Annotated in this window: 19 protein-coding genes; 11 read left to right on the top strand and 8 right to left on the bottom strand. The window is 67.7% G+C overall.

All coding sequences use genetic code 11. The annotated features are described in order from the left end of the window. Positions 1-8 precede the first annotated feature (8 nt). The 8 genes from AC1DE3_RS02810 (at position 9) to AC1DE3_RS02775 (ending at position 8,356) form a co-directional block, all read left to right on the top strand. A complete protein-coding gene (locus AC1DE3_RS02810) occupies positions 9-2,321 on the top strand; it encodes a chemotaxis protein CheA (RefSeq protein WP_476852050.1) in 2,313 nt (770 codons plus the stop codon). After that, the gene (locus AC1DE3_RS02805; protein WP_441512163.1) at positions 2,318-2,833 is read left to right on the top strand and encodes a chemotaxis protein CheW; all 516 of its coding nucleotides are present in this window, start codon (positions 2,318-2,320) and stop codon (positions 2,831-2,833) included. The genes AC1DE3_RS02810 and AC1DE3_RS02805 overlap by 4 nt, the downstream gene beginning before the upstream one ends. A gap of 185 nt (positions 2,834-3,018) precedes the next feature. Continuing rightward, complete coding sequence (locus AC1DE3_RS02800) at positions 3,019-4,716, top strand: methyl-accepting chemotaxis protein (protein ID WP_476852049.1); 1,698 nt, start codon at positions 3,019-3,021, stop codon at positions 4,714-4,716. Positions 4,717-4,719: 3 nt separating this feature from the next. Further along, entirely contained in the window at positions 4,720-5,601 is an 882-nt protein-coding gene (locus tag AC1DE3_RS02795) for a CheR family methyltransferase (RefSeq protein WP_476779003.1), read from the top strand. After that, entirely contained in the window at positions 5,598-6,191 is a 594-nt protein-coding gene (locus AC1DE3_RS02790) for a chemoreceptor glutamine deamidase CheD (RefSeq protein WP_441512166.1), read from the top strand. The genes AC1DE3_RS02795 and AC1DE3_RS02790 overlap by 4 nt, the downstream gene beginning before the upstream one ends. Beyond that, a complete protein-coding gene (gene cheB, locus AC1DE3_RS02785) occupies positions 6,191-7,288 on the top strand; it encodes a chemotaxis-specific protein-glutamate methyltransferase CheB (RefSeq protein WP_476852048.1) in 1,098 nt (365 codons plus the stop codon). Before AC1DE3_RS02790 ends, cheB begins: the two co-directional genes overlap by 1 nt. A gap of 11 nt (positions 7,289-7,299) precedes the next feature. After that, the gene (locus AC1DE3_RS02780) at positions 7,300-7,686 is read left to right on the top strand and encodes a response regulator (protein ID WP_441512168.1); all 387 of its coding nucleotides are present in this window, start codon (positions 7,300-7,302) and stop codon (positions 7,684-7,686) included. Between the two features lie 103 nt (positions 7,687-7,789). Further along, a complete protein-coding gene (locus tag AC1DE3_RS02775; protein WP_476779005.1) occupies positions 7,790-8,356 on the top strand; it encodes a glutathione peroxidase in 567 nt (188 codons plus the stop codon). Positions 8,357-8,506: 150 nt separating this feature from the next. Here the strand turns inward: AC1DE3_RS02775 and mog are convergent, their stop codons facing one another. The 4 genes from mog to fliK all read right to left on the bottom strand — a co-directional run bounded on the left by mog (position 8,507) and on the right by fliK (position 12,181). After that, a complete protein-coding gene (gene mog, locus AC1DE3_RS02770) occupies positions 8,507-9,040 on the bottom strand; it encodes a molybdopterin adenylyltransferase (protein WP_476779006.1) in 534 nt (177 codons plus the stop codon). Positions 9,041-9,141: 101 nt separating this feature from the next. Further along, positions 9,142-10,296 (bottom strand): GNAT family N-acetyltransferase, encoded by a 1,155-nt coding sequence (locus AC1DE3_RS02765; protein WP_476852047.1) that lies wholly within the window; start codon positions 10,294-10,296, stop codon positions 9,142-9,144. Next, entirely contained in the window at positions 10,293-10,583 is a 291-nt protein-coding gene (locus AC1DE3_RS02760) for an EscU/YscU/HrcU family type III secretion system export apparatus switch protein (RefSeq protein WP_441512172.1), read from the bottom strand. The genes AC1DE3_RS02765 and AC1DE3_RS02760 overlap by 4 nt, the downstream gene beginning before the upstream one ends. Continuing rightward, positions 10,580-12,181 (bottom strand): flagellar hook-length control protein FliK, encoded by a 1,602-nt coding sequence (gene fliK / locus AC1DE3_RS02755; RefSeq protein ID WP_476779008.1) that lies wholly within the window; start codon positions 12,179-12,181, stop codon positions 10,580-10,582. The genes AC1DE3_RS02760 and fliK overlap by 4 nt, the downstream gene beginning before the upstream one ends. A 156-nt stretch (positions 12,182-12,337) precedes the next feature. Here fliK and AC1DE3_RS02750 point away from each other — a divergent pair, with 156 nt between their 5' ends. Continuing rightward, positions 12,338-13,348, top strand: a complete 1,011-nt coding sequence (locus tag AC1DE3_RS02750) for an aldo/keto reductase (protein ID WP_476779009.1) — start codon at positions 12,338-12,340, stop codon at positions 13,346-13,348. 129 nt (positions 13,349-13,477) lie between these two features. Further along, positions 13,478-15,292 (top strand): monovalent cation:proton antiporter-2 (CPA2) family protein, encoded by a 1,815-nt coding sequence (locus AC1DE3_RS02745; RefSeq protein ID WP_476779010.1) that lies wholly within the window; start codon positions 13,478-13,480, stop codon positions 15,290-15,292. 9 nt (positions 15,293-15,301) lie between these two features. On the opposite strand, the gene AC1DE3_RS02740 is transcribed toward AC1DE3_RS02745, so the two are convergent. Then, positions 15,302-15,619, bottom strand: a complete 318-nt coding sequence (locus AC1DE3_RS02740) for a hypothetical protein (RefSeq protein ID WP_476779011.1) — start codon at positions 15,617-15,619, stop codon at positions 15,302-15,304. Between the two features lie 69 nt (positions 15,620-15,688). After that, a complete protein-coding gene (locus tag AC1DE3_RS02735) occupies positions 15,689-16,336 on the bottom strand; it encodes a TetR/AcrR family transcriptional regulator (protein ID WP_476779012.1) in 648 nt (215 codons plus the stop codon). Between the two features lie 105 nt (positions 16,337-16,441). Here AC1DE3_RS02735 and AC1DE3_RS02730 point away from each other — a divergent pair, with 105 nt between their 5' ends. Then, positions 16,442-17,182, top strand: a complete 741-nt coding sequence (locus AC1DE3_RS02730; RefSeq protein WP_476779013.1) for a 3-oxoacyl-ACP reductase family protein — start codon at positions 16,442-16,444, stop codon at positions 17,180-17,182. 9 nt (positions 17,183-17,191) lie between these two features. Here the strand turns inward: AC1DE3_RS02730 and AC1DE3_RS02725 are convergent, their stop codons facing one another. Beyond that, a complete protein-coding gene (locus tag AC1DE3_RS02725; RefSeq protein WP_476852046.1) occupies positions 17,192-18,001 on the bottom strand; it encodes an MBL fold metallo-hydrolase in 810 nt (269 codons plus the stop codon). Positions 18,002-18,112: 111 nt separating this feature from the next. After that, the gene (locus tag AC1DE3_RS02720) at positions 18,113-18,658 is read right to left on the bottom strand and encodes a hypothetical protein (protein ID WP_441512180.1); all 546 of its coding nucleotides are present in this window, start codon (positions 18,656-18,658) and stop codon (positions 18,113-18,115) included. Positions 18,659-18,722 lie beyond the last annotated feature (64 nt).

The raw sequence follows: 18,722 nt of genomic DNA, 5'->3' as shown, positions 1-18,722 counted from the left end.
GTCGGCCGATGGATCCGTTGGCAGAACTGAAGCAGACCTTCTTCCAGGAATGCGAAGAACTCCTCGGCGCGCTGGAGCAGAAGCTCCAGGCTCTCGACGAGGGTTCCGTCGATCCCGAGGATGTCAACGCCGCCTTCCGCGCCATCCATTCGATCAAGGGTGGGGCAGGGGCTTTCGGCTGCACGGAGCTGGTCGGCTTCGCGCATGTCTTCGAGGCCTCGCTCGACCATCTGAGGTCGGGCCGTGTCGCGATCGAGGACGCACCCTTCACGCTGTTCCTGCGCTGCTCGGATGCCGTGGCCGATCTGGTCGCGGCCGCGCGCAGCGACGAGCCCGCGACCGAGCGCCCGGATCTGCTGGCAGCGCTGGAGCAGGTCGGCAAGGAACCGGTGGCGTTGGCGCTTGCGCCCGTTCCGGCCGCTTCGTTCCCCGTTTCCGCGCCTGCCCTCGCTGCTGCGGACAAGGATGCGCCTCTCGGCATCGCCGCGCTCGGCAACCTCCTTGCCATGGTCGAGGCGAAAACAGCTGCAACAGCGTCTGCCGACGATGGCTGGGATGACGAGCCCGCCGCGATGCCCGGGCCACCGCCCGTCGCCCTGAAGGCGGGTCGCGACCTGCGCCTGCGCATTACGCCGGAGAGCGATCTGTTCCGCCGCGTGATCGAGCCGCGCGTCGTCTTCGCCTCCTTGCCGGCGGACGATGTCGTCGCGATCCGCTGCGATCTCAGCCAGGTGCCGTCGCTCGAAACCCTCGACGTCACCGATTGCTGGATGCGCTTCGAGGTCGACCTGCGCACCGAATTGTCGGTCGAGGAGTTGCACGGGCGCTTCGATTTCAGCCTGGCGAACGAGGAATTCGAGATCGAGGCGCTCGAAGCCGCCGCCATCGTCGAAGAGACTCCGGAGGCCGAGGTTCCGAGCTCGGTCGCTGCCGATCTCTCGGCGATCCTCGCCAAACTCGGTCCGATGCCCGAGGCTGCGAGCCAGCCCGATGTCGCGTCTGCACCGGCCATGCCGCCGGTCGAGGCGCCTGCCGTCGCCGCCCCGCCGGCTGCCGAAGTGCCGGCTGCCGCCCGCACGGCCGCGCGGGCTCCGGCCAATGACCAAGCGACGCGCCAGCGCCAGGCTGTGAGCGTGCGCGTCGATCTCGATCGCATCGACAAGCTGATGAACCTCGTCGGCGAGATCGTCATCACCCAGTCGATGCTGGTCGAGTGCGTGCGCTCGCTGCCCTACGACGTCTACGCCAAGACCGCCGAAGGTATGCTGACCCTTTCCCGCCAGACGCGCGAGCTGCAGGATCATGTCATGGCGGTGCGCGCGCAGCCGGTGAAGGCAGTGTTCCAACGCATGCCGCGGCTGGTGCGCGAGCTCGCGCAGACGCTCGGCAAGGAAGTGCGTCTCGTACTGGAAGGCGAGAACACCGAGGTCGACAAGACGATCATCGAGGAGCTCGCCGATCCGCTGACCCACATGATCCGCAATTCGATGGATCACGGGCTGGAGACGCCGGACGAGCGCGTCGCCGCGGGCAAGCCGCGCGAGGGCACGATCAAGCTGATCGCCGAGCATCGCGCCGGCCGCATCGTCATCTCCGTCACCGATGACGGGCGCGGCATCGGCCGCGACCGGCTGCTGGCCAAGGCCCGCTCGCGCGGACTCGTCGGCGCCGACGAAAGGCTGCAGCCGGAGGAGATCGACCAGCTCATCTTCGCCGCCGGCCTGTCGACGGCGGAAGCGGTCAGCGACATCTCCGGCCGCGGCGTCGGCATGGACGTCGTGCGCCGCAACGTCGAGTCGCTCGGCGGACGCATCAGCGTCGATTCCGAGCCGGGCCGCGGCTGCAAGTTCACGCTGGCGCTGCCGCTGACGCTCGCGGTTCTGGAAGGCATGGTGATCCGCTGCGGCGACGACCGCTACGTGATCCCGATCGCCTCCGTCATCGAGACCCAGCATCTCGCCTCGACCCCGATCGAGCGGCTGCCCTTCGGTCAGGAGGTGCTGCGCTGGCGCGGCGAGGTGACGCCGCTCTATCGCCTCGGCGAGGTCATGGGTTCGACCGGCACGACCAACGAGAACATCGTGATCATCGCCGAGAACGAGCGCGGCAACAATGTCGGCATCGCGGTCGACGAGATCGTCGGCCAGCAGCAGGTGGTCGTGAAGAGCCTCGAGGCGAATTACGGCACCGTCAACGGCGCCTCGGCGGCGACGATCCTCGGCGACGGCCTCGTCGCCCTGATCCTGGATATCGACTCCATGCTGCGGCTCGCCGCGTCCGGCGGCCGAACTCCCGTGACAGATCTCAAGATGGCTGGATGACCATGACCCTCCAACTCGGCGAAAAGCACTTCTCGTCTGCGCAGCCGGAAGCGGCGGCGAGGCGGATCGTCACCTTCAAGGTCGGCGACCGCACCTTCGGCATCGATGTCGGCATGGTCCGCGAGATCAAGGGCTGGCAGGCGACGACCCCGCTGCCGCATGCGGCCCCGCATGTGCGCGGTGTGCTCAATCTGCGCGGCGTGATTCTCGCCGTCTACGACCTGCGTACCGCGATCGGCATGGGCGTCACCGATGCCTCAGCCACCCATGTCATCGTCGTCGTCGATGTCGAGGACAAGACCGCGGGCCTGCTGGTCGACTCGGTCTCGGACATCGTCGACGTGCCGGTCTCGGCCGTGCGGCCGGCGCCGGATCTGGAGCGCGACGAGCACGGCCTGATCGAGGGCCTCGTCCTGCTCGACAGCGACATCGTGGCGCTGCTCGATCTGGCGGCGGTCATCCGTGACGGTGGTGGCGGCGAAGTGCAGCTCAAGACCAGCCGCGCCGCCTGAACAGCTTTCAAAACATAGCCCGAGCGTAGCGTCCAGGCGGGCCAGAACAAGAAACGACAGGTCCTATGGGCAGCGCGCTCGGCCCCYTTTCGCGACTCTCGGTCAGCCAGCCGCTGACCGCCGCCGGTTCCGCGGCACTTGCCGGGGGGCTCGCCTATTATGCGGCAGCGTCGGGAACTCCAGTCATGGGAGCTCTCGCCGCCTCGGCCGTGGCGTTGCTCGGCGGCTTCGCCGCCTGGGGCGCGGGCCGATCCGTCGCGAGCCTGTCGCGGATCGCGCCGGGTCTGGTGGATGACGTCGATCTGGTTCTGCCAAAGGCCGGCGGCAGCCACGAATGCGCAGAGCTGTCGCGTGTCCTCGCCAGCTTGCAGGAGCGGGCGCAGGAAGCGGTCCGCCTGCGCTCCGTCCTCGACCATGGCCGCGCCAGCGTCATGATCTGCGATCCGGACGGCCGCGTCATCTATGCCAGCAAGGGGCTTCTGCGCTTCTTCGCCGAGGCGCAGGAGGATTTTCGCGCGGCGTTTCCGGGTTGCTCGGCCAAGGACATGCTCGGGCGCGTGATGGAACGTGTGCGGGCCGAGCCCCGCCTGGCGACCGGTCCCTCCGTTCGCCTGACGCTCGGCCGCCGGATCGTCTGCCTGACCCTGACGGCCGTCGAGGCCGCCGACGGGCGCAGCCTCGGGACGGCCGTGGATTGGCACGAACTGACCGACGAGCTGGCTGTTGCCCAGGAAATCTCGCAGCTGATCGAAGCTGCCATCGAAGGCGATTTCTCGCGGCGCATCGCCGCTCAGGGTAAATCCGAAACGGTGGCTCGGATCGCGGAGGGCATGAACCGGATCAACGGAGAGCTGGACGAGACCTTCGCCGATATCGACGCGGTGGTCGAGGCCCTGTCGGAAGGCGATTTGACCCGCCGCATGGCTGGCCGCCGCTCCGGCCGGCTGGGCCGGCTCCAGCACGAACTCAATCAGGCGCTCGGCCTGCTCGACGAGCGGATCGAAATGATCCGCGCGACGGCAGGCTCGGTCTGCCATGTCGCCATCGACGTGAACAGCGTGGCGACGGACCTTGCGGCGCGGACCGAGAAGGTTGCCGGCGAACTGGGCGAGACATCGGGAGCGGCGGTAGAGATCGCAGCCTCGGTCGGACGCAGCCATGAGCGTTCGCGCGAGGCCAGCGAGCTCGCCGGCACGACCATGGGCGTGGCACAGGAAGGCCGGAGCGTGGTTGCCAAGGCAGTCGGCGCGATCGAACGGATCGAGAGTTCCTCGCTGCGCATTGCCGAGATCGTCGGGGTGATCGACGAGATCGCCTTCCAGACCAATCTGCTGGCGCTCAATGCAGCGGTCGAGGCGGCGCGCGCCGGCGATGCCGGCAAGGGCTTTGCCGTGGTCGCTTCGGAGGTGCGGTCGCTGGCGCAGCGCTCGGCCCAGGCCGCAAAAGACATCAAGGGGCTGATCGCGACCTCGAACGGGCAGGTCGCCGAGGGGGTCGGCCTCGTGCGCGAGACCGGCGAGACGCTCGGCCGCATCGCCGCAGCAGTGAGCAAGGTTTCCGAGACGGTAGCCGAGATTTCCGCCGTGAGCGCCGAGCAGGCGCGCGGCATGGGAGGGATGAGTCGCAGCGTGGCGCAGGTGAACAAGGATATCCGGGCGAATGCCGAACTCGCCGGGCGCGGCGTCGAGGCGGCGGGCGAACTCGCCGATCAAGCCTCCATGTTGAGCGAGATCGTCGAGACGCTCCGCCTCGCCAGCGTGCCGGTGCGCAGCGAACCGCCGCGCGCGCGCCGCGCCGTGCCTGCACCGGCTCCGGCCGAACAGCGCTTGCCGCAGCACATGCAGCCTCGCCGCCTTGCCGCTGGCGCACGGGCGGGAGGCTGAGGCATGTCCAGACCTACATCGCTCCCGAGCATGGTGCCGTCGCTCCAGCCCGCAATGGCCGACATCAGCCTGACGCGCGACGACATGAAGTTCATCGCCGCATTGGTCTACGAGCAAGCCGGTATCGTCATCCGCGAGCATAAGGAAGCGATGACGCGCGGCCGGCTGGCGCGCCGCGTCAAGGCGCTTGGATTGAGCTCGGTGGCCGAATACTGTGCTTTCCTGAAGACGCCGCAGGCGGCGGGCGAGTTGCCCGAGCTGATCAATGCGGTGACGACCAATCACACCGCCTTCTTCCGCGAGCGTCACCATTTCGATCACCTGCGCAAGGAGGTGATGCCGCGGCTTCTGCAGGAGCGGGCGGGCCGGCGCGGTCGCATCCGCATCTGGTCCTCGGCCTGTTCGTCGGGCGAGGAACCCTATTCGATCGCGGCCTCCTGCCGCGATGTGATGGGCGCGCGTGGCGACCTCGATTTCAAGATCCTGGCGACGGACATCGACACCGACATCCTGGCGCGGGCCGAAGCGGGGATCTATCCGGCGGAGCTGTTCGAGCGGTTGCCCGCCGATGTGAAGCCGCTGCTCAAGCTGGAAGGCGGAGCGGGGCGCGCAGAGGCACGCATCGCAGAGGATCTACGCCGCCTGATCGCCTTCAAGCGTTTGAATCTCATCGAGAAATGGCCGATGAACGGGCCGTTCGACGTGATCTTCTGCCGCAACGTCTTCATCTATTTCGATACGCAGACCAAGGCCTCGATCCTCGATCGGTTCGTAGCGCTGCTGTCGCCGGGCGGGTTCCTCTATCTCGGCCATTCGGAATCGCTGCCGCAACCGCACCAGCATCTGCGCCTGATCGGACGCACGATCTACGAGAGGACAGCATGAGCGTTTCCCGGTCCTCGCGCCGCTATTTCGACCCGCGTTTCGAGGCGACGATCATCACCGTCGCTCCAGGCGAACATGAGATCACCTCGGCCAAGGACGAGATCGTCGCCACCGTGCTCGGCTCCTGCGTCTCGGTCTGCCTGCGCGACCCGCAGATCGGCGTCGGCGGGCTCAACCACTTCCTGCTGCCGAAGAACAACGGCAATGCCGACCCCAGCGCCGGCGAACGCTATGGCGATACGGCGATGGAGGTTCTGATCAACGACCTGCTGAAGCGCGGGGCGAGGCGCCAGAACTTCGAGGCCAAGGTCTTCGGCGGCGCGCGCGTGCTTTCGGGCGCGACCATGCTGGCGATCGGCGACGGCAACATCGCCTTCGTCAACGAATTCCTGAAGGTCGAGGGCATTCCCGTCGTCTCGCGGGATGTCGGCGGCACGCGCTCGCGGCGCATCCACTACCAGCCCTCGACGGGACGGGCCTGGGTGCAGCATGTCCAGCCGACGGCGCGCGACAGCGGCCACGAGCAGGAAATCGCCTATCTCAACCGGCTCAAGACTCAGCCCGTGGCTGGTGAAGTGGAGGTCTGGTAATGAGCATGCCGACGTCGTCCGCTGCGCCGGTCAAGGTTCTCGTCGTCGACGATTCCATCCTGATGCAGAAGCTGATGACCAAGATCATCGATTCTGCGCCGGGCTTCGAGGTGATCGGCGTCGCCGGCAGCGCCGAGGAGGGTTGGGACGCCATCCAGGAACTGCGCCCGGATGTGGTCACGCTCGATCTCGAACTGCCCGGACGGCACGGCCTCAAGCTGCTGGCACGGGTGCTGAAGCAGGACCCGCTGCCGGTGCTGATCGTATCGGCCTTCGGCGGGCCGGGCGCCGACAACACGATCCAGGCGCTCGAGCTCGGTGCCATCGACTTCATCGAAAAGCCGGACGGCACGACCCACACGCTCGAAGGCTTCATGAAACATCTGGTCGCGGGGCTGCAACGCGCGGCGGGAAGCCGCAAGATGATCGCGGCTGCTCGTCAAATCGCGCAGATCGCTGCGCCGGCGCGCCCGGCGCCACCGAGGGAGCCGGCCCGTGCCGGCAAGACCTCGCTGATCGCCATCGGCGCCTCGACGGGCGGCGTGCCGGCCGTGCAGACGGTGATGCGCGACCTCGCCCATCTGCGGCTGCCGGTCGTCGTCGTCCAGCACATGCCGCCGGGCTACACGGCAAAGTTCGCGGCACGGCTCGCGACCGCGACCGGCCTCGATGTGCGCGAGGCTGTGGATGGCGACCGGCTAAGGCCCGGCTCGGCTGTGGTGGCGCCGGGGGGATTGCGCCATCTCGAAATCGAGGAGCGGCGCGGCGAGTTCGTCTGCGTCCTGAAGGAGGGTCCGCTGGTCAGCGGCCATTCGCCCTCGGTCGACATCATGTTCCATTCGGTCGCGCGTAGCCTCGGAGCGCATGCGATCGGCATCTTGCTCACGGGCATGGGGCGCGACGGCGCTGACGGTTTGTTAGCTATGCGCAAAGCAGGCGCCGAAACTTTAATCCAAAGTGGTGAGACCTGCGTGGTAAACGGGATGCCGAAAGCGGCCTTCGAGATGGGAGCCGCCGACAGAGTCGTTCCGCTCAGCCAGATCGGCGCGGCGGTCGGGCAGCTGATCGGCGAGCGCCCGAATCTGCGGAGCGCGTAAGGAGCAAAGTTATGTCAAAGGCCAGAAGCGAGTTCCGCATCCTGGTGGTCGACGACCAGAAGAGCATGCGCGGCCTGGCGACCTATTTCCTGAAGCAGATCGAGTTTCAGGACATCGACGAGGCAGAGAACGCCCGCGAGGCGCTGATGAAGATGCAGCAGAAGCGCTACGATCTGCTGCTGCTCGACTGGAACATGGAAGGCATGAGCGGCATCGACCTGCTGCGCGCCATCCGCTCCGTGCCGGAGCTCAACCAGATCAAGATCATCATGGCGACCTCGGAGCGCTCGGTCGACAAGATGGACGAGGCGACCAGCAACGGCGCCGATCATTACGTTGTGAAGCCCTACGAGCTGCGCGACCTCGAGGTGCGGGTGAAGAAGGTTCTCTCCTGCTGAGGCTCCTGATAGCGCCATCGTGAAGCAAAGCCCTGCGCCGACCGGCTGCGGGGCTTTTTGCTTTGGGGCATGATTGGCGCGTCGGATTGCAGGGAGGAGCGCCATGAGCGTGTCGCGCCGGGACGTGCTTGCTGGAACAGCCGCCATGGCAGGGGCCCTGTTGTCCCTCGATGCTCCCGCGCAATCGCTTGCGGGAGCGCACGCCTTCGGTTTCGACCGGCCGGGTGGGGGGCGACTTGCCCTGTCTGATTACCACGACCGGCCGATCCTCGTCGTCAACACCGCGACACGCTGCGGTTATGCCGGGCAGATGGCGACACTGGAGCAGCTCTGGCAGCGTTATCAGACGCGCGGGCTGATACTCGTCGCCGTGCCCAGCAATGATTTCGGCGGGCAGGAGCCGTTGGACGGCGCCGCCATCGCCGAGGCCGCCCATGAGAGCTATGGCGCGACTTACGCCTTCGTCGAGAAGACCGTCGTGCGTGGGCCGGAGGCTCACCCGTTCTATCGTTGGGCGGCGGCGCAGCGGCCGGCTGAGACGCCGCGGTGGAACTTCCACAAATATCTGATAGGCCGCGACGGCACGCTGATCGGCGGCTTCCCGGCGGCGACCGATCCGCTCTCCCCGCAGCTCGTCCAGGCGATCGGGCGGGAATTGGTGGCGGGTTGAGTTTCAGCGGTTCCGGCTAGCACAGCGCCGTCATTCTCGGGCGAAGCGAAGCGTAGACCCGAGAATCTCCGCCAGAACAAGACGCCGGAGCCTCTTTCGGCAGGAGATGCTCGGGGCAAGCCCGAGCATGACGCAGGGCTTGTTCGCTCATCACTTCCTCGGCCGGAACGCGGTGATCACCGCCGGGTCGGTCTCCAGATAGGGGCCTTCGATCAGGTCGATGCAATAGGGGATCGCCGGCATCACTGCGTCCAAGCATTCGGCAATGGCACGGGGGCGGCCGGGTAGGTTAACGATCAGGGTCTTGCCGCGGATGCCGGCCGTCTGGCGCGAAAGGATTGCGGTCGGCACCTTGGCGAGGCTGACCTGCCGCATCAGCTCGCCGAAGCCCGGCATCGCCTTCTCCATCACATCCTCGGTCGCTTCCGGCGTAACGTCGCGCGGGGCGGGGCCGGTACCGCCGGTGGTGACGACGAGGCAGCAGCCCTCGCGGTCGGCCAGCTCGGTCAAGGTCTGCGCGATCAACTTGCGATCGTCGGGGATGACGCGCTCGACCGCTTCCCAGGGCGAGGTTAGCACCTTCGCCATATAGCTGCGGATCGCGGGGCCTCCTTCGTCGGCATAGACGCCGGCCGAGGCGCGGTCCGAGACCGTGACAATTCCAATCCGGGCAACAACGGTCATCGGGCGTCTCCAACGCAGCACTGCGGCTCTATCGGCCGGCGGGAAGGGCGGTCAAGCGCATGGGCGGCGTTGCGAGCTCTCCCCGCTCCCGCTCCTTGAGACTATCTGGAAGGAGATACTCGGTCAGATCGGCTTCGAGCGGCCTCCCGCAGGCGTCGCAGCCACATCCGGCTGAAGGCCGCGATATGCGCCGGGCTGGGCCGGCCGGGTCCGATGCGGATGATGACGTTGCCCATCTCGCGGCGCTCGCCCCAGGCATAGGTGCCGGCATCGACGCCTTCGCCGGCGCCGCTGTCGAAGAACGCGGGTGGCGTACCGGCGAGGTCGGCCTGCAGCATCGCGATCGTCAGGGTGCGGCCAGGCGAATGGCGCGCCTGCGCTTCGTCATAGGCGATCTTGAGGAAATGACGGCGGTTGCCGCTCTCGACGAGCAGGCCCATCGCGAGCACGCGCCCGTCGAGCAGCAAGGTATCGATCTGGAGGGCGTCCGCCTCGGCGAAGAGTTCGGCCATCCGGCGGATATAGGCGGCGTGCGTCGGTATGCAGGCGATTGCCGTCCCGGCCGCGCCCTTCCAGCCCGCGGCTTCGAGCGTGAGGAAGGCCTCGAGCGCATCGAGCGCCGCGGGGCCGCGGCTGCGGCGGAAGGTCAGCGCGCCATGCTTCGCCACCGCTCGGAACTGCTGCATCCGCTTTTTGTAGCTGGAGCCGAGCGAGCGCCGCAGATAGCGCTCCAAATCGTCGCCGGGCTGAGGGACCATCACCGGCCGGGTCCAGCGCTCGTAGATCGAGATCCGGCTGCCCGTCTGACGGCTGGCTTCCGAAAGGGCGGCATAGCAGGGGCCGTCGAGCGGCAGCAGCGGCAGCAGAAGCGCATGCGGCAGGTCGCGCGAGGCCAGAAGATAGCGCATCAGCGCCCGCGCGGCCTCCGCCGCGTGGTCGTGGTCGAGCACGGGCAGCGAAGAGACCTCGTAGAGCGGCACGAGCGGCGCGGCGAGGGCGCCGGCGAAACCGCTGCGCCAGCCCTGCACGTGCTTGAAGGCCCAGACACCGACCAGCCGCTCGAAATCGAGCGCCTCGCTGAACCAGGCGCAGAGGACGATGATCTCCTCTTCGGGGACGAGCAGGGTCGCCGCGCTGACGGCGGCCGGCGCCATATGCGGATTCGGCTCGGCCGCATGATCGGCGAGTTCCGCGAAAGCCGGCCCCAGTTCCGCGTAAGCGGCTGGGCCGATGCGCCTGACGACGATGCCGCTCAAGATCGATGGCCGTCGCGGTTCGGCCGGCGCCATTCGCCGCGCAATGCGAGGACGAAGGCGATCACCTGGGCCGTCGCGCGATAGAGTTCTTCCGGGATCTGGTCGTCGAGTTCGACGGCCGAGAGCGCCTGGGCGAGGATAGCGTTCTGCTCCACCGCGACATCGTGCTCGCGCGCGGTCTCGACGATACGCTCCGCCAGTTCGCCGCGTCCCTTGGCGGTGACGCGCGGTGCGCCATGCCCGTCATATTCGAGCGCGACGGCGATGCGGGGCGGCTGCGGATTCATGACAGGCGATCCAGAAACTGGCCGGCCGTCGGCTGCATCACACGGGGCTGTCCGGTGTGGATATCGATGGCGCCGCTGCTGAAGTCGGCATGGAGCAAAGCGCTCTCGAGACCGGGCGCGGCACCGCGCAGAAGCTGGCTGGTTTCCTCGCGCTCGGCCCAGAGCGTCACGCCGACATCGCGTGCCTGCAAGGTGACCACTCCTTGCAAGGGCCCCATCGGCTCGACATCGAGGGCGAAGCGGATGCGCCAGAGGGGCGGACTCACACCCTGGAAGTCCCGCCGCGGCGCTTCGCGCTCGACCTGCAGCGGCAGGATTGCTGTGCCGTGCTGGAAGGCGATCGGGATCTCGGCGAGCCAGCGCTGCGCCGGCTGGCTGCTGTCCTGCCGCGCCTGATCCAGAGGCAGTGAGGCATATTGGGTGAGCTTGATGCGATCCAGCGCCGCATCGGCCTGATCGAGCAGCGTCTCGACGATGGCGAGCGGCTTCTCGCCCGGCGAAAGCGTTGGCTCGGCGGCGGCCTGCGGCAGCAGCGGGCCATCGCGGCGCGGCGGAGCGGTGCGGCTGGCGCTGTCTGCCGTGGCGCCCGGCGGGCTGTCGGAGAGCCGGTCGAGTGCGAGCGCAGCGGCAGAGCGGTCCGGCTGGCTCGCCTTCGGCCCGGGCGACAGGCTCTCGATGATCGGCAGCAGCGTCTCGCGCAGCGCCTGGAGGCCGGTCTTGAGATCGCCTTGCCGCGGGGCGGGCGCTCCGATGGCCTGGCGAGCCTCCGTGAAGAGACCCGAGCTCTGGAACGCCTCCTTCAGCCGCTGCGCCGTGACCGGCTGGCGCTCGGCCGGTATCGCCTGGGCGAGTACGCGGTCGATCGCCGCCAGCAGAGGCTTCGGCAAGGTCAGCGCGATCGAACCCTGCGCGAGGCCGCGCAGGTTGGCGAAGAGCGGAGCGAGGCTGTCCTGGGTCTGCAGCACGGAGCCGAGCAGCGGCCCGGCAAGACTGCGCGCCGTGGCGGGATTTGGAATGGCGGGGCCAACTGGCGGCGGCGCCGCAGGCGCTCGGGGCTGCGTGGCGATGCCGGGTGCGGCTGTCGACGCAGGGGCGGCAAGCGGGCTGACGGCGGACGGAACGGTGGGATAGGCGGGAATGGCTGCCGGCCCTGAAAGCGGCGGCTGGCTGGTGGCCGGCGGCAAAGGCGGCGCGGCCGGTGCCGGAGCGATCGACGGCGTATTGGCGGACGGCAGCGGCATGCCGGTTCGGGGCGCCGGAAATGCGACTGTTGGCTGCGAGGCGGCCGGAGGGGCGGGCGACGTAGTGGGCGGACGCACCTCGACCAAGGTGGCGCGCAGATCGCCGCCGGCTTGCTCGGGCGGGTCCAGCCGCAGCAGCAGGGTGGCTCCCGGCTGCAGTTCCGCCTGCTTGGCCTGGGGGCCCGCCAGCACGAGCGCGACCTTGCTATCGCCGATCATCGCCGTTGCCGTTCCGTCCGTCTCCAGCGAGAGCAATCTGGCCTGCACCGTCCGGCCAGCCGTCAGCTCACCCGCCGATTCGAGCGCGTGCAGCAGGGTGGCAAAGGTCTGGCTCTGGACGAGCTGGGCGAGGTTCATCTGGCTGCCATGTGACGACGACTCATCCTGTCACGAAAGATTAAGCGTTTCCTTGCTGCTGGCCGTGCCGTGCAGGGCGCGCCTGCGCCGCCGGCTCTGGCGTCGGGGGTAGCGCTGCGGCAGGCTCGGCGCTTCCCCATCCGAAGGATCACCGCCATGGATTATCGCCGCCTCGGCCGTTCCGGCCTCAAGGTCTCGCCGCTATGCCTGGGCACGATGATGTTCGGGGGACCGACCGACGAGGCGACCTCGCGCCGCATCGTCGACAATGCTCGCGAGGCCGGCATCAATTTCATCGACACGGCCGATGTCTACAATGAGGGGCGCTCGGAGGAGGTCACCGGCCGCGCCATCGCCCCCAATCGCCATGACTGGGTGCTGGCGACTAAGGTGGCGAGTGCGATGGGGCCGGGGCCGATGAGCGGCGGGCTGTCGCGTCGCTGGATGATGCGCGCCTGCGAGGACAGCCTGCGCCGGCTCGGCACCGAGACGATCGACATCTATTACCTCCACAAGGAGGATCATCAGACGCCGTTGGAGGAGACGGTACACGCGATTGCCGATCTCGTCCGCCAGGGCAAGATCCGGCATTTCGGCGTCTCGAACTACCGGGCGTGGCGGCTGGCCGAGATCTGCCGGCTCTGCGACGAGCTCGGCATAGACCGGCCGGTCGTCAGCCAGCCCTATTACAACGCGATGAACCGCATGCCCGAGGTCGAGCATCTGCCGGCCTGCGGCTATTTCGGGCTCGGCGTCGCCTCCTATTCGCCGCTGGCGCGCGGCGTGCTGACGGCGAAATACGCGCCCGGTGAGGCGCCGCCAGAGGGCACGCGCGCCGGCCGCGGCGACAAGCGGATCATGCAGGCGGAATGGCGCGAGGAGAGCCTCGCCATCGCCCAGACGCTGAAGGAGCATGCCGCTAAGAAGGGGCTGACGCCGATCCAGTTCGCGGTGCGCTGGGTGCTGAACAACGCCTTCGTTACGGCGGCGATCGCCGGGCCGCGCACCTTCGAGCAATGGCAGGCCTATCTCGCGGCGGTCGATGCGGGTTTCGACAGCGAGGACGAGGCGCTAGTCGACGGCCTCGTGCCCCCGGGCCACCCCTCGACGCCCGGCTATTCCGATCCGGCCTATCCGCTGGAAGGGCGGACCAGCCGCGCGGGCTGACACCGACCGGATGGGCGTGCCCGCGTGGCTCGCTGCGTCCTAATCGAACAACCGCCTTGTTGAACCTTCGGCGCGCCCGCTAGGTTTGAACGGCGGGCCACAGTCGAGCCCGCCGCGAAGGGAAGGCGAATGGCTGCCGAGGCAGGATTGACGAGCGACCTCGTCAAGGTCGTGGCGCTGCTCGGCGCCGGCGTCGTGGCCGTGCCGATCTTCCGCAAGCTTGGGCTCGGCTCGGTGCTCGGCTATTTCGGCGCGGGGATCGTGATCGGCCCCTTCGGCCTCGGCCTGTTCTCGAACCCGGAAGGCATCCTCCACATCGCCGAATTCGGCGTGGTGATGTTCCTGTTCGTGATCGGGCTGGAAATGCAGCCCTCGCGGCTCTGGGGCCTCAGGAGCAGCATCTTCGGGCTCGGCATCGCGCAGGTTCTGACCTGCGGCTTCCTCCTCACGCTGCTCGGCATGGCTGGCGGCCTCGGCCCCAAGGTCGCCTTCATCGCGGCGATGGGCTTCGTTCTGTCCTCGACCGCGGTGGTCATGCAGATGCTGAACGAGCGCGGCGAGACCTCGACGCCGCAGGGCCAGAAGGCGGTCTCGATCCTGCTGCTCGAAGACCTCGCCATCGTGCCGCTGCTTGCGATCGTGGCGCTGCTGTCGCCGCAGCGGGGCGGCAGCGGGCAGGCCTGGGTCTCTTTCGCCATCGCGGCAGGCGCGCTCGGCGGGCTGATCGCGGCCGGGCGCTGGCTGCTCAACCCGATGTTCCGCGTGCTGGCGGCGGCCGAGGCGCGGGAGGTCATGACCGCCGCGGCCTTGCTCGTCGTGCTCGGCTCGGCGCTGGCCATGCAACTCGGCGGCCTGTCGATGGCAATGGGCGCCTTCCTCGCTGGGGTGCTCCTTTCCGAATCCACGTTCCGGCATCAGCTGGAGGCGGATATCGAGCCGTTCCGCGGCATCCTGCTCGGGCTCTTCTTCCTCGCCGTCGGCATGTCGCTCGATCTTGGCGTCGTGGCGCGCGAATGGCGCCTCGTCCTGGCCGCCGTCATCGGCTTCATGGCGGTCAAGGCGCTCGGCATCTTCATCGTCGCCAAGCTCTTCGGCTCGGATTGGCGCGAGGCGATCACGCGCGTCGCGCTGTTCTCGCAAGGCGGCGAGTTCGCCTTCGTGCTCTATGCGGCGGCTGCCGCCGCCGGCATCTTCGATCCGCGCACCACCGCCATCGCGAGCGGCACTGTGATTATCTCGATGGCGCTGACGCCACTGCTTGCGCTGGCGCTCGACCGCTTCATGCCTGCGGCACCGACCGATCTCGACGGCATCGAGGTGGCGGACGGGCTCAAGGGGCAGGCGCTGATCGTCGGCTTCGGCCGTTTCGGCCAGGTTGCGAGCCAGGCGCTGCTCGCCCGCGGCATCAGCGTCTCGATCATCGATTTCGATGTCGGGATGATCCGGGCCGCGTCGCAGTTCGGTTTCAAGCTCTATTACGGCGACGGAACCCGGCGCGACATCTTGCAAGCCGCCGGCGCCGAGCGGGCCGAGGTGATCGTGGTCTGCGTCGACCGGCAGCAGACTACGGATGCGATCGTGCGGCTGGCGCAGGCCGAGTTCGGGCACGCCAAGTTGTTCGTGCGGGCCTATGATCGGGGGCACGCGCTCGATCTTGTCCATGCCGGCGTCGAGTATCAGATACGGGAAACCTTCGAATCGGCGATGGTCTTCGGCACGGCCCTGCTGAAATGCCTCGGCGTTCCCGAAGACGAGGCCGAGGCGATCGAGGCTGATGTGCGCCGGCGCGACGATGAGCGTTTCGACCTGCAGTTGGCAGGCGATCTCTACTCCGGACGGGAGTTGCTCAGGAACAACGCGCCAGTCCCGACGCCGCTGACCAAGCCGAAGCGGCCCGGCCAGATCCCGGCGAATCTGCCCGACGATATCGGTGGGGAGTCCTGAGGGCGGGGCTCAGTTCAGGATGCAGAAGCCGCCGACGACCACCTCGGTCCGGCACCAGGGCTTCTGGTTGCCTTCATTGGCGGTCAGGCGCAGCAGAACGGGTTCCTCGCGCGGCGTGTCGGAAGGCGGGAAGGGCACCCGCTCGGGCTTTCCGGTCTCCGCAGCCTGAGCGCGATTGGCGGCGGCTGCACCAGGGACGATGACAACGCTGCGGCTGGTCTTGGTGGCGGCGCTGCCGCGCCCGCCGCGGAACCCGGCGGCTTCCGCCTGAACGGGCAGGAAGGTGGCGGCGGCGAACAGGCAGGCGGCGGCGGCGACGCGGCGCATGGGCGATCTCCCGGTTGCCGGCAGGATGTCGCGATCTGCCGCAAGGGCAAGCGAAGCTTCGGATCAGCCTCAGCGAGGCGTTAACGCGAATGCTGAGGCAGCAGCACGCGGCCGCGTCAGGCTGTCCCATGCCGCCATGGCGCCCTGCACGATCGCTTCCAGCATCGCGCGCGAGGCGCCGTCGCGGGCCTGGATCGACATGCCCTGCTGGACGGTGACGTAGTAGCTGGCAAGGGCCCGCAGATCGAGCGAAGCGGGCAACTCGCCTTCCGCGACCGCACGGATCAGCCGCTCCTCGATCATGGTGACGCTGCCGGCCCGCATTTCCCGCAGAATGCGGCTGGTTTCCTCGCCGACGCCGACCGCGTTGACCGCCGAGAGCACGACCATGCAGCCGGGTGGACGGCCGGGGCGGGTGAAGGTCGCGGCGCTGGCCATGAGATAACCCTCTATCGCCGCACGCGCGGTCGGCGCGTGCTGCAAAGGGCTGAGAATGTCGTCGCTCTCCGTCGCGGCGAAATGGGCGATGGCCTCGCGATAGAGCTCTTCCTTGCTGCCGAAAGCGGCGTAGAGACTCGGCGAATTGATGCCCATCGCCCCGGTGAGGTCGCTCATCGACGCCGCCTGATAGCCGCGATCCCAGAACACCTCCATGGCGCGCTGCAGCGCGAACTGCCGGTCGAAGCTGCGCGGGCGCCCTCGCTCCGCCATCGCCATTCCATCTCCGAAATTTCTGTGTCGGTCGTTATATATTTCTCTTGACGTCATGAGGCAAGCGCGTCACCTATTTATGTATCGATCATCACATAAATGGAGTTTGCCATGTCCCGCCTTGCTGGAAAGCGCGCCCTCGTCACCGGTGGCAGCCGTGGAATTGGCGCCGCCATCGCCCGGCGGCTGGCAAGCGAGGGGGCCGATGTCGCGCTGACCTATGAACGTTCCGCCGACAAGGCGGCCGAGGTCGTAAAGGCGGTCGAGGCGCTCGGGCGCAGGGGCGTCGCCATCGCCGCAGACAGTGCCGATCCCGCCGCCGTGAAGCGCTCGGTCGACGAGGCGGCGAAGGCGCTGGGCGGCCTCGACATCCTCGTCAACAATGCCGGCATCTATCGCGGCGGCCCGGTCGCGGAATGGAGCCTTGCCGACATCGACGCGACCCTTGCGGTCAATATCCGCTCGGTGGTGCTGGCCTCGCAGGCCGCGGCCGCGCATCTCGGCAAGGGCGGCCGGATCATCTCGATCGGCTCCTGCCTCGCCGATAGAGTGGTCGAACCCAACGTGACGCTCTACGCGATGAGCAAGGCGGCGCTGATCGGCTTCACCAAGGGCCTGGCGCGCGATCTCGGCCCGCGCGGTATCACCGTCAATATCGTCCATCCCGGCTCGACCGATACCGACATGAATCCGGCCAGCGGCCCGCGTGCCGAGGCGCAGCTCGCGCGCATGGCCATTCCCGCTTATGGCAGGCCGGAGGATATCGCCGGAGCCGTGGCCTATCTCGCCAGCGAGGAAGGGCGCTTCATCACCGGCGCGGGCTTTGCAGTGGATGGTGGCGTGAACACCTGACGCCCAGAGCTAATGTCCGGGCAGGACGATCACGGTGGGCGTCGCCGGCAATGTGGCCTTGCTCAACGTGATCGCCGGCTGCTCGCGCCGCTCGGCCGGCCAGAGATCCTGCGTGCGGGCAAGGAAGCGGTTCAGCGTACCGCCGCCGAAGAAATGCATCGGGATCATGACCTTGGCCTGCAGGGATTTCAACACCTCGATCATGCCCTCCTGGTCAAGTGTATAGCTGCCATCGACCGGGAAGAGCACGACATCGACCCGGCCGAGCGCGCGCAGATGACCGGGTTCGAGCGGGTGATGCAGATGGCCGAGATGGGCGATGCAGAGATCGCCGATCTCGAAGACGAAGATCGAGTTGCCGTCGTAATCGGTGCCGCCGTCATAGGTCCTGATATTGGTCGGCACATYGCGCACGCGGACGTCGCCCAGCGTAACGTCATGATGAGCGGCGCCCTTGCCGTCCGGGTCCCAGCCGCGCAGCACCTGCTTGATGCCGGGGTCGGGATGGTTCGAGTAGTGGGTTGCATGCGCCTTGTTCATCGTGGCGATGTCGGGCGTCACCGGCGGACGGACATAGTCGTTGTAGTCGGTCGCGATCTTCACCCCGCCGGGCGTCTCGATCAGGAAGGTGGCATGGCCGACGAAGGTCAGCCGCACCTCGTCCTTGGCCAGTTGCACGCGCTGGATCGGCAGGCCAAGGCGCGCCATCTCCGGGCGGCAGCCCGGCTCGCCGGATTGGGCGCGGGTGGGCGAGGAGATGAAACCGGCTAGAGCGGCGACAACGAATGCCAGTGCTGCGAAGGGGCTCGACAGATTCATCGCACGCTCCTGCTTTCCCTTTTCCGGCGACGATCAGGCAAATGGCGGGCCGTTGGAAGCGCTCTGGCGGTTTTGTGAACTGGCGCCGAGACGCGGCCCGCCATACGCATTTCACTGCTCGGGCAATCTGACTTCGACATTCGCCTCGGCGAGGCGGCGGTAGAGCTTTCTGCGGCGCAGGATCGGCACCCAGTCGTAGAGAAACATTTCGGCCGGGCGCCAGATCACCACCCAGCCGATGATGATCAGGCTTTCCCGGAAGACGCGCGCGAACGGGCCTTCACTGTCCTGGGTCAGCAGCCAGCTGAGGGACAGGCAGGCGGCGAGCCCGGCAAAACCAATCATCAAGGCGAGGCGGCCGTCGTGGAAAAGCTCGTGCAATGCGCGGGTTTCGGCGCTCGCCCGGCCTGCGAACCAGCGGGTGATGGCGGTGGCGAGGTCCGGCAGCGGCTTGTCGGGAGCATCGGGCTTTTCGAGATGGATCACGATTGCGATCGGCTTGTCCTTTGGCAGGTCGCGCGCCCAATCGAGAATATACCCCTCGGCCTCGGCCGCGAGGTCGCCCTCGCGAAAGGGGAAAGGGTCGAGGCTGTTGAAGAGCTGCGCGCCGTCGCGCAGCCGCAGCTCGATCATCGCCTTGCCATCGTAATCTGACATCTCGGATCGAGTCCCGGCCGCAGTCGGTCCATTGTTCAGGACACGCGCAGCCGCCGCAATCGCC

Source organism: Allobosea sp. 10L417 (assembly GCF_056395485.1).
Note: the sequence above shows the minus strand (reverse complement) of the source record. Positions and strands in the feature narration are given on the sequence as shown.

Excerpts from the sequence above, each read along its gene's own strand:
- AC1DE3_RS02810 (WP_476852050.1), top strand. The coding sequence starts at position 9 with ATGGATCCGTTGGCAGAACTGAAGCAGACCTTCTTCCAGGAATGCGAA.
- AC1DE3_RS02805 (WP_441512163.1), top strand. The coding sequence starts at position 2,318 with ATGACCATGACCCTCCAACTCGGCGAAAAGCACTTCTCGTCTGCGCAG.
- AC1DE3_RS02800 (WP_476852049.1), top strand. The coding sequence starts at position 3,019 with ATGGGAGCTCTCGCCGCCTCGGCCGTGGCGTTGCTCGGCGGCTTCGCC.
- AC1DE3_RS02795 (WP_476779003.1), top strand. The coding sequence starts at position 4,720 with ATGTCCAGACCTACATCGCTCCCGAGCATGGTGCCGTCGCTCCAGCCC.
- AC1DE3_RS02790 (WP_441512166.1), top strand. The coding sequence starts at position 5,598 with ATGAGCGTTTCCCGGTCCTCGCGCCGCTATTTCGACCCGCGTTTCGAG.
- cheB (WP_476852048.1), top strand. The coding sequence starts at position 6,191 with ATGAGCATGCCGACGTCGTCCGCTGCGCCGGTCAAGGTTCTCGTCGTC.
- AC1DE3_RS02780 (WP_441512168.1), top strand. The coding sequence starts at position 7,300 with ATGTCAAAGGCCAGAAGCGAGTTCCGCATCCTGGTGGTCGACGACCAG.
- AC1DE3_RS02775 (WP_476779005.1), top strand. The coding sequence starts at position 7,790 with ATGAGCGTGTCGCGCCGGGACGTGCTTGCTGGAACAGCCGCCATGGCA.
- mog (WP_476779006.1), bottom strand. The coding sequence starts at position 9,040 with ATGACCGTTGTTGCCCGGATTGGAATTGTCACGGTCTCGGACCGCGCC.
- AC1DE3_RS02760 (WP_441512172.1), bottom strand. The coding sequence starts at position 10,583 with ATGAATCCGCAGCCGCCCCGCATCGCCGTCGCGCTCGAATATGACGGG.
- fliK (WP_476779008.1), bottom strand. The coding sequence starts at position 12,181 with ATGAACCTCGCCCAGCTCGTCCAGAGCCAGACCTTTGCCACCCTGCTG.
- AC1DE3_RS02750 (WP_476779009.1), top strand. The coding sequence starts at position 12,338 with ATGGATTATCGCCGCCTCGGCCGTTCCGGCCTCAAGGTCTCGCCGCTA.
- AC1DE3_RS02745 (WP_476779010.1), top strand. The coding sequence starts at position 13,478 with ATGGCTGCCGAGGCAGGATTGACGAGCGACCTCGTCAAGGTCGTGGCG.
- AC1DE3_RS02740 (WP_476779011.1), bottom strand. The coding sequence starts at position 15,619 with ATGCGCCGCGTCGCCGCCGCCGCCTGCCTGTTCGCCGCCGCCACCTTC.
- AC1DE3_RS02735 (WP_476779012.1), bottom strand. The coding sequence starts at position 16,336 with ATGGCGATGGCGGAGCGAGGGCGCCCGCGCAGCTTCGACCGGCAGTTC.
- AC1DE3_RS02730 (WP_476779013.1), top strand. The coding sequence starts at position 16,442 with ATGTCCCGCCTTGCTGGAAAGCGCGCCCTCGTCACCGGTGGCAGCCGT.
- AC1DE3_RS02720 (WP_441512180.1), bottom strand. The coding sequence starts at position 18,658 with ATGTCAGATTACGATGGCAAGGCGATGATCGAGCTGCGGCTGCGCGAC.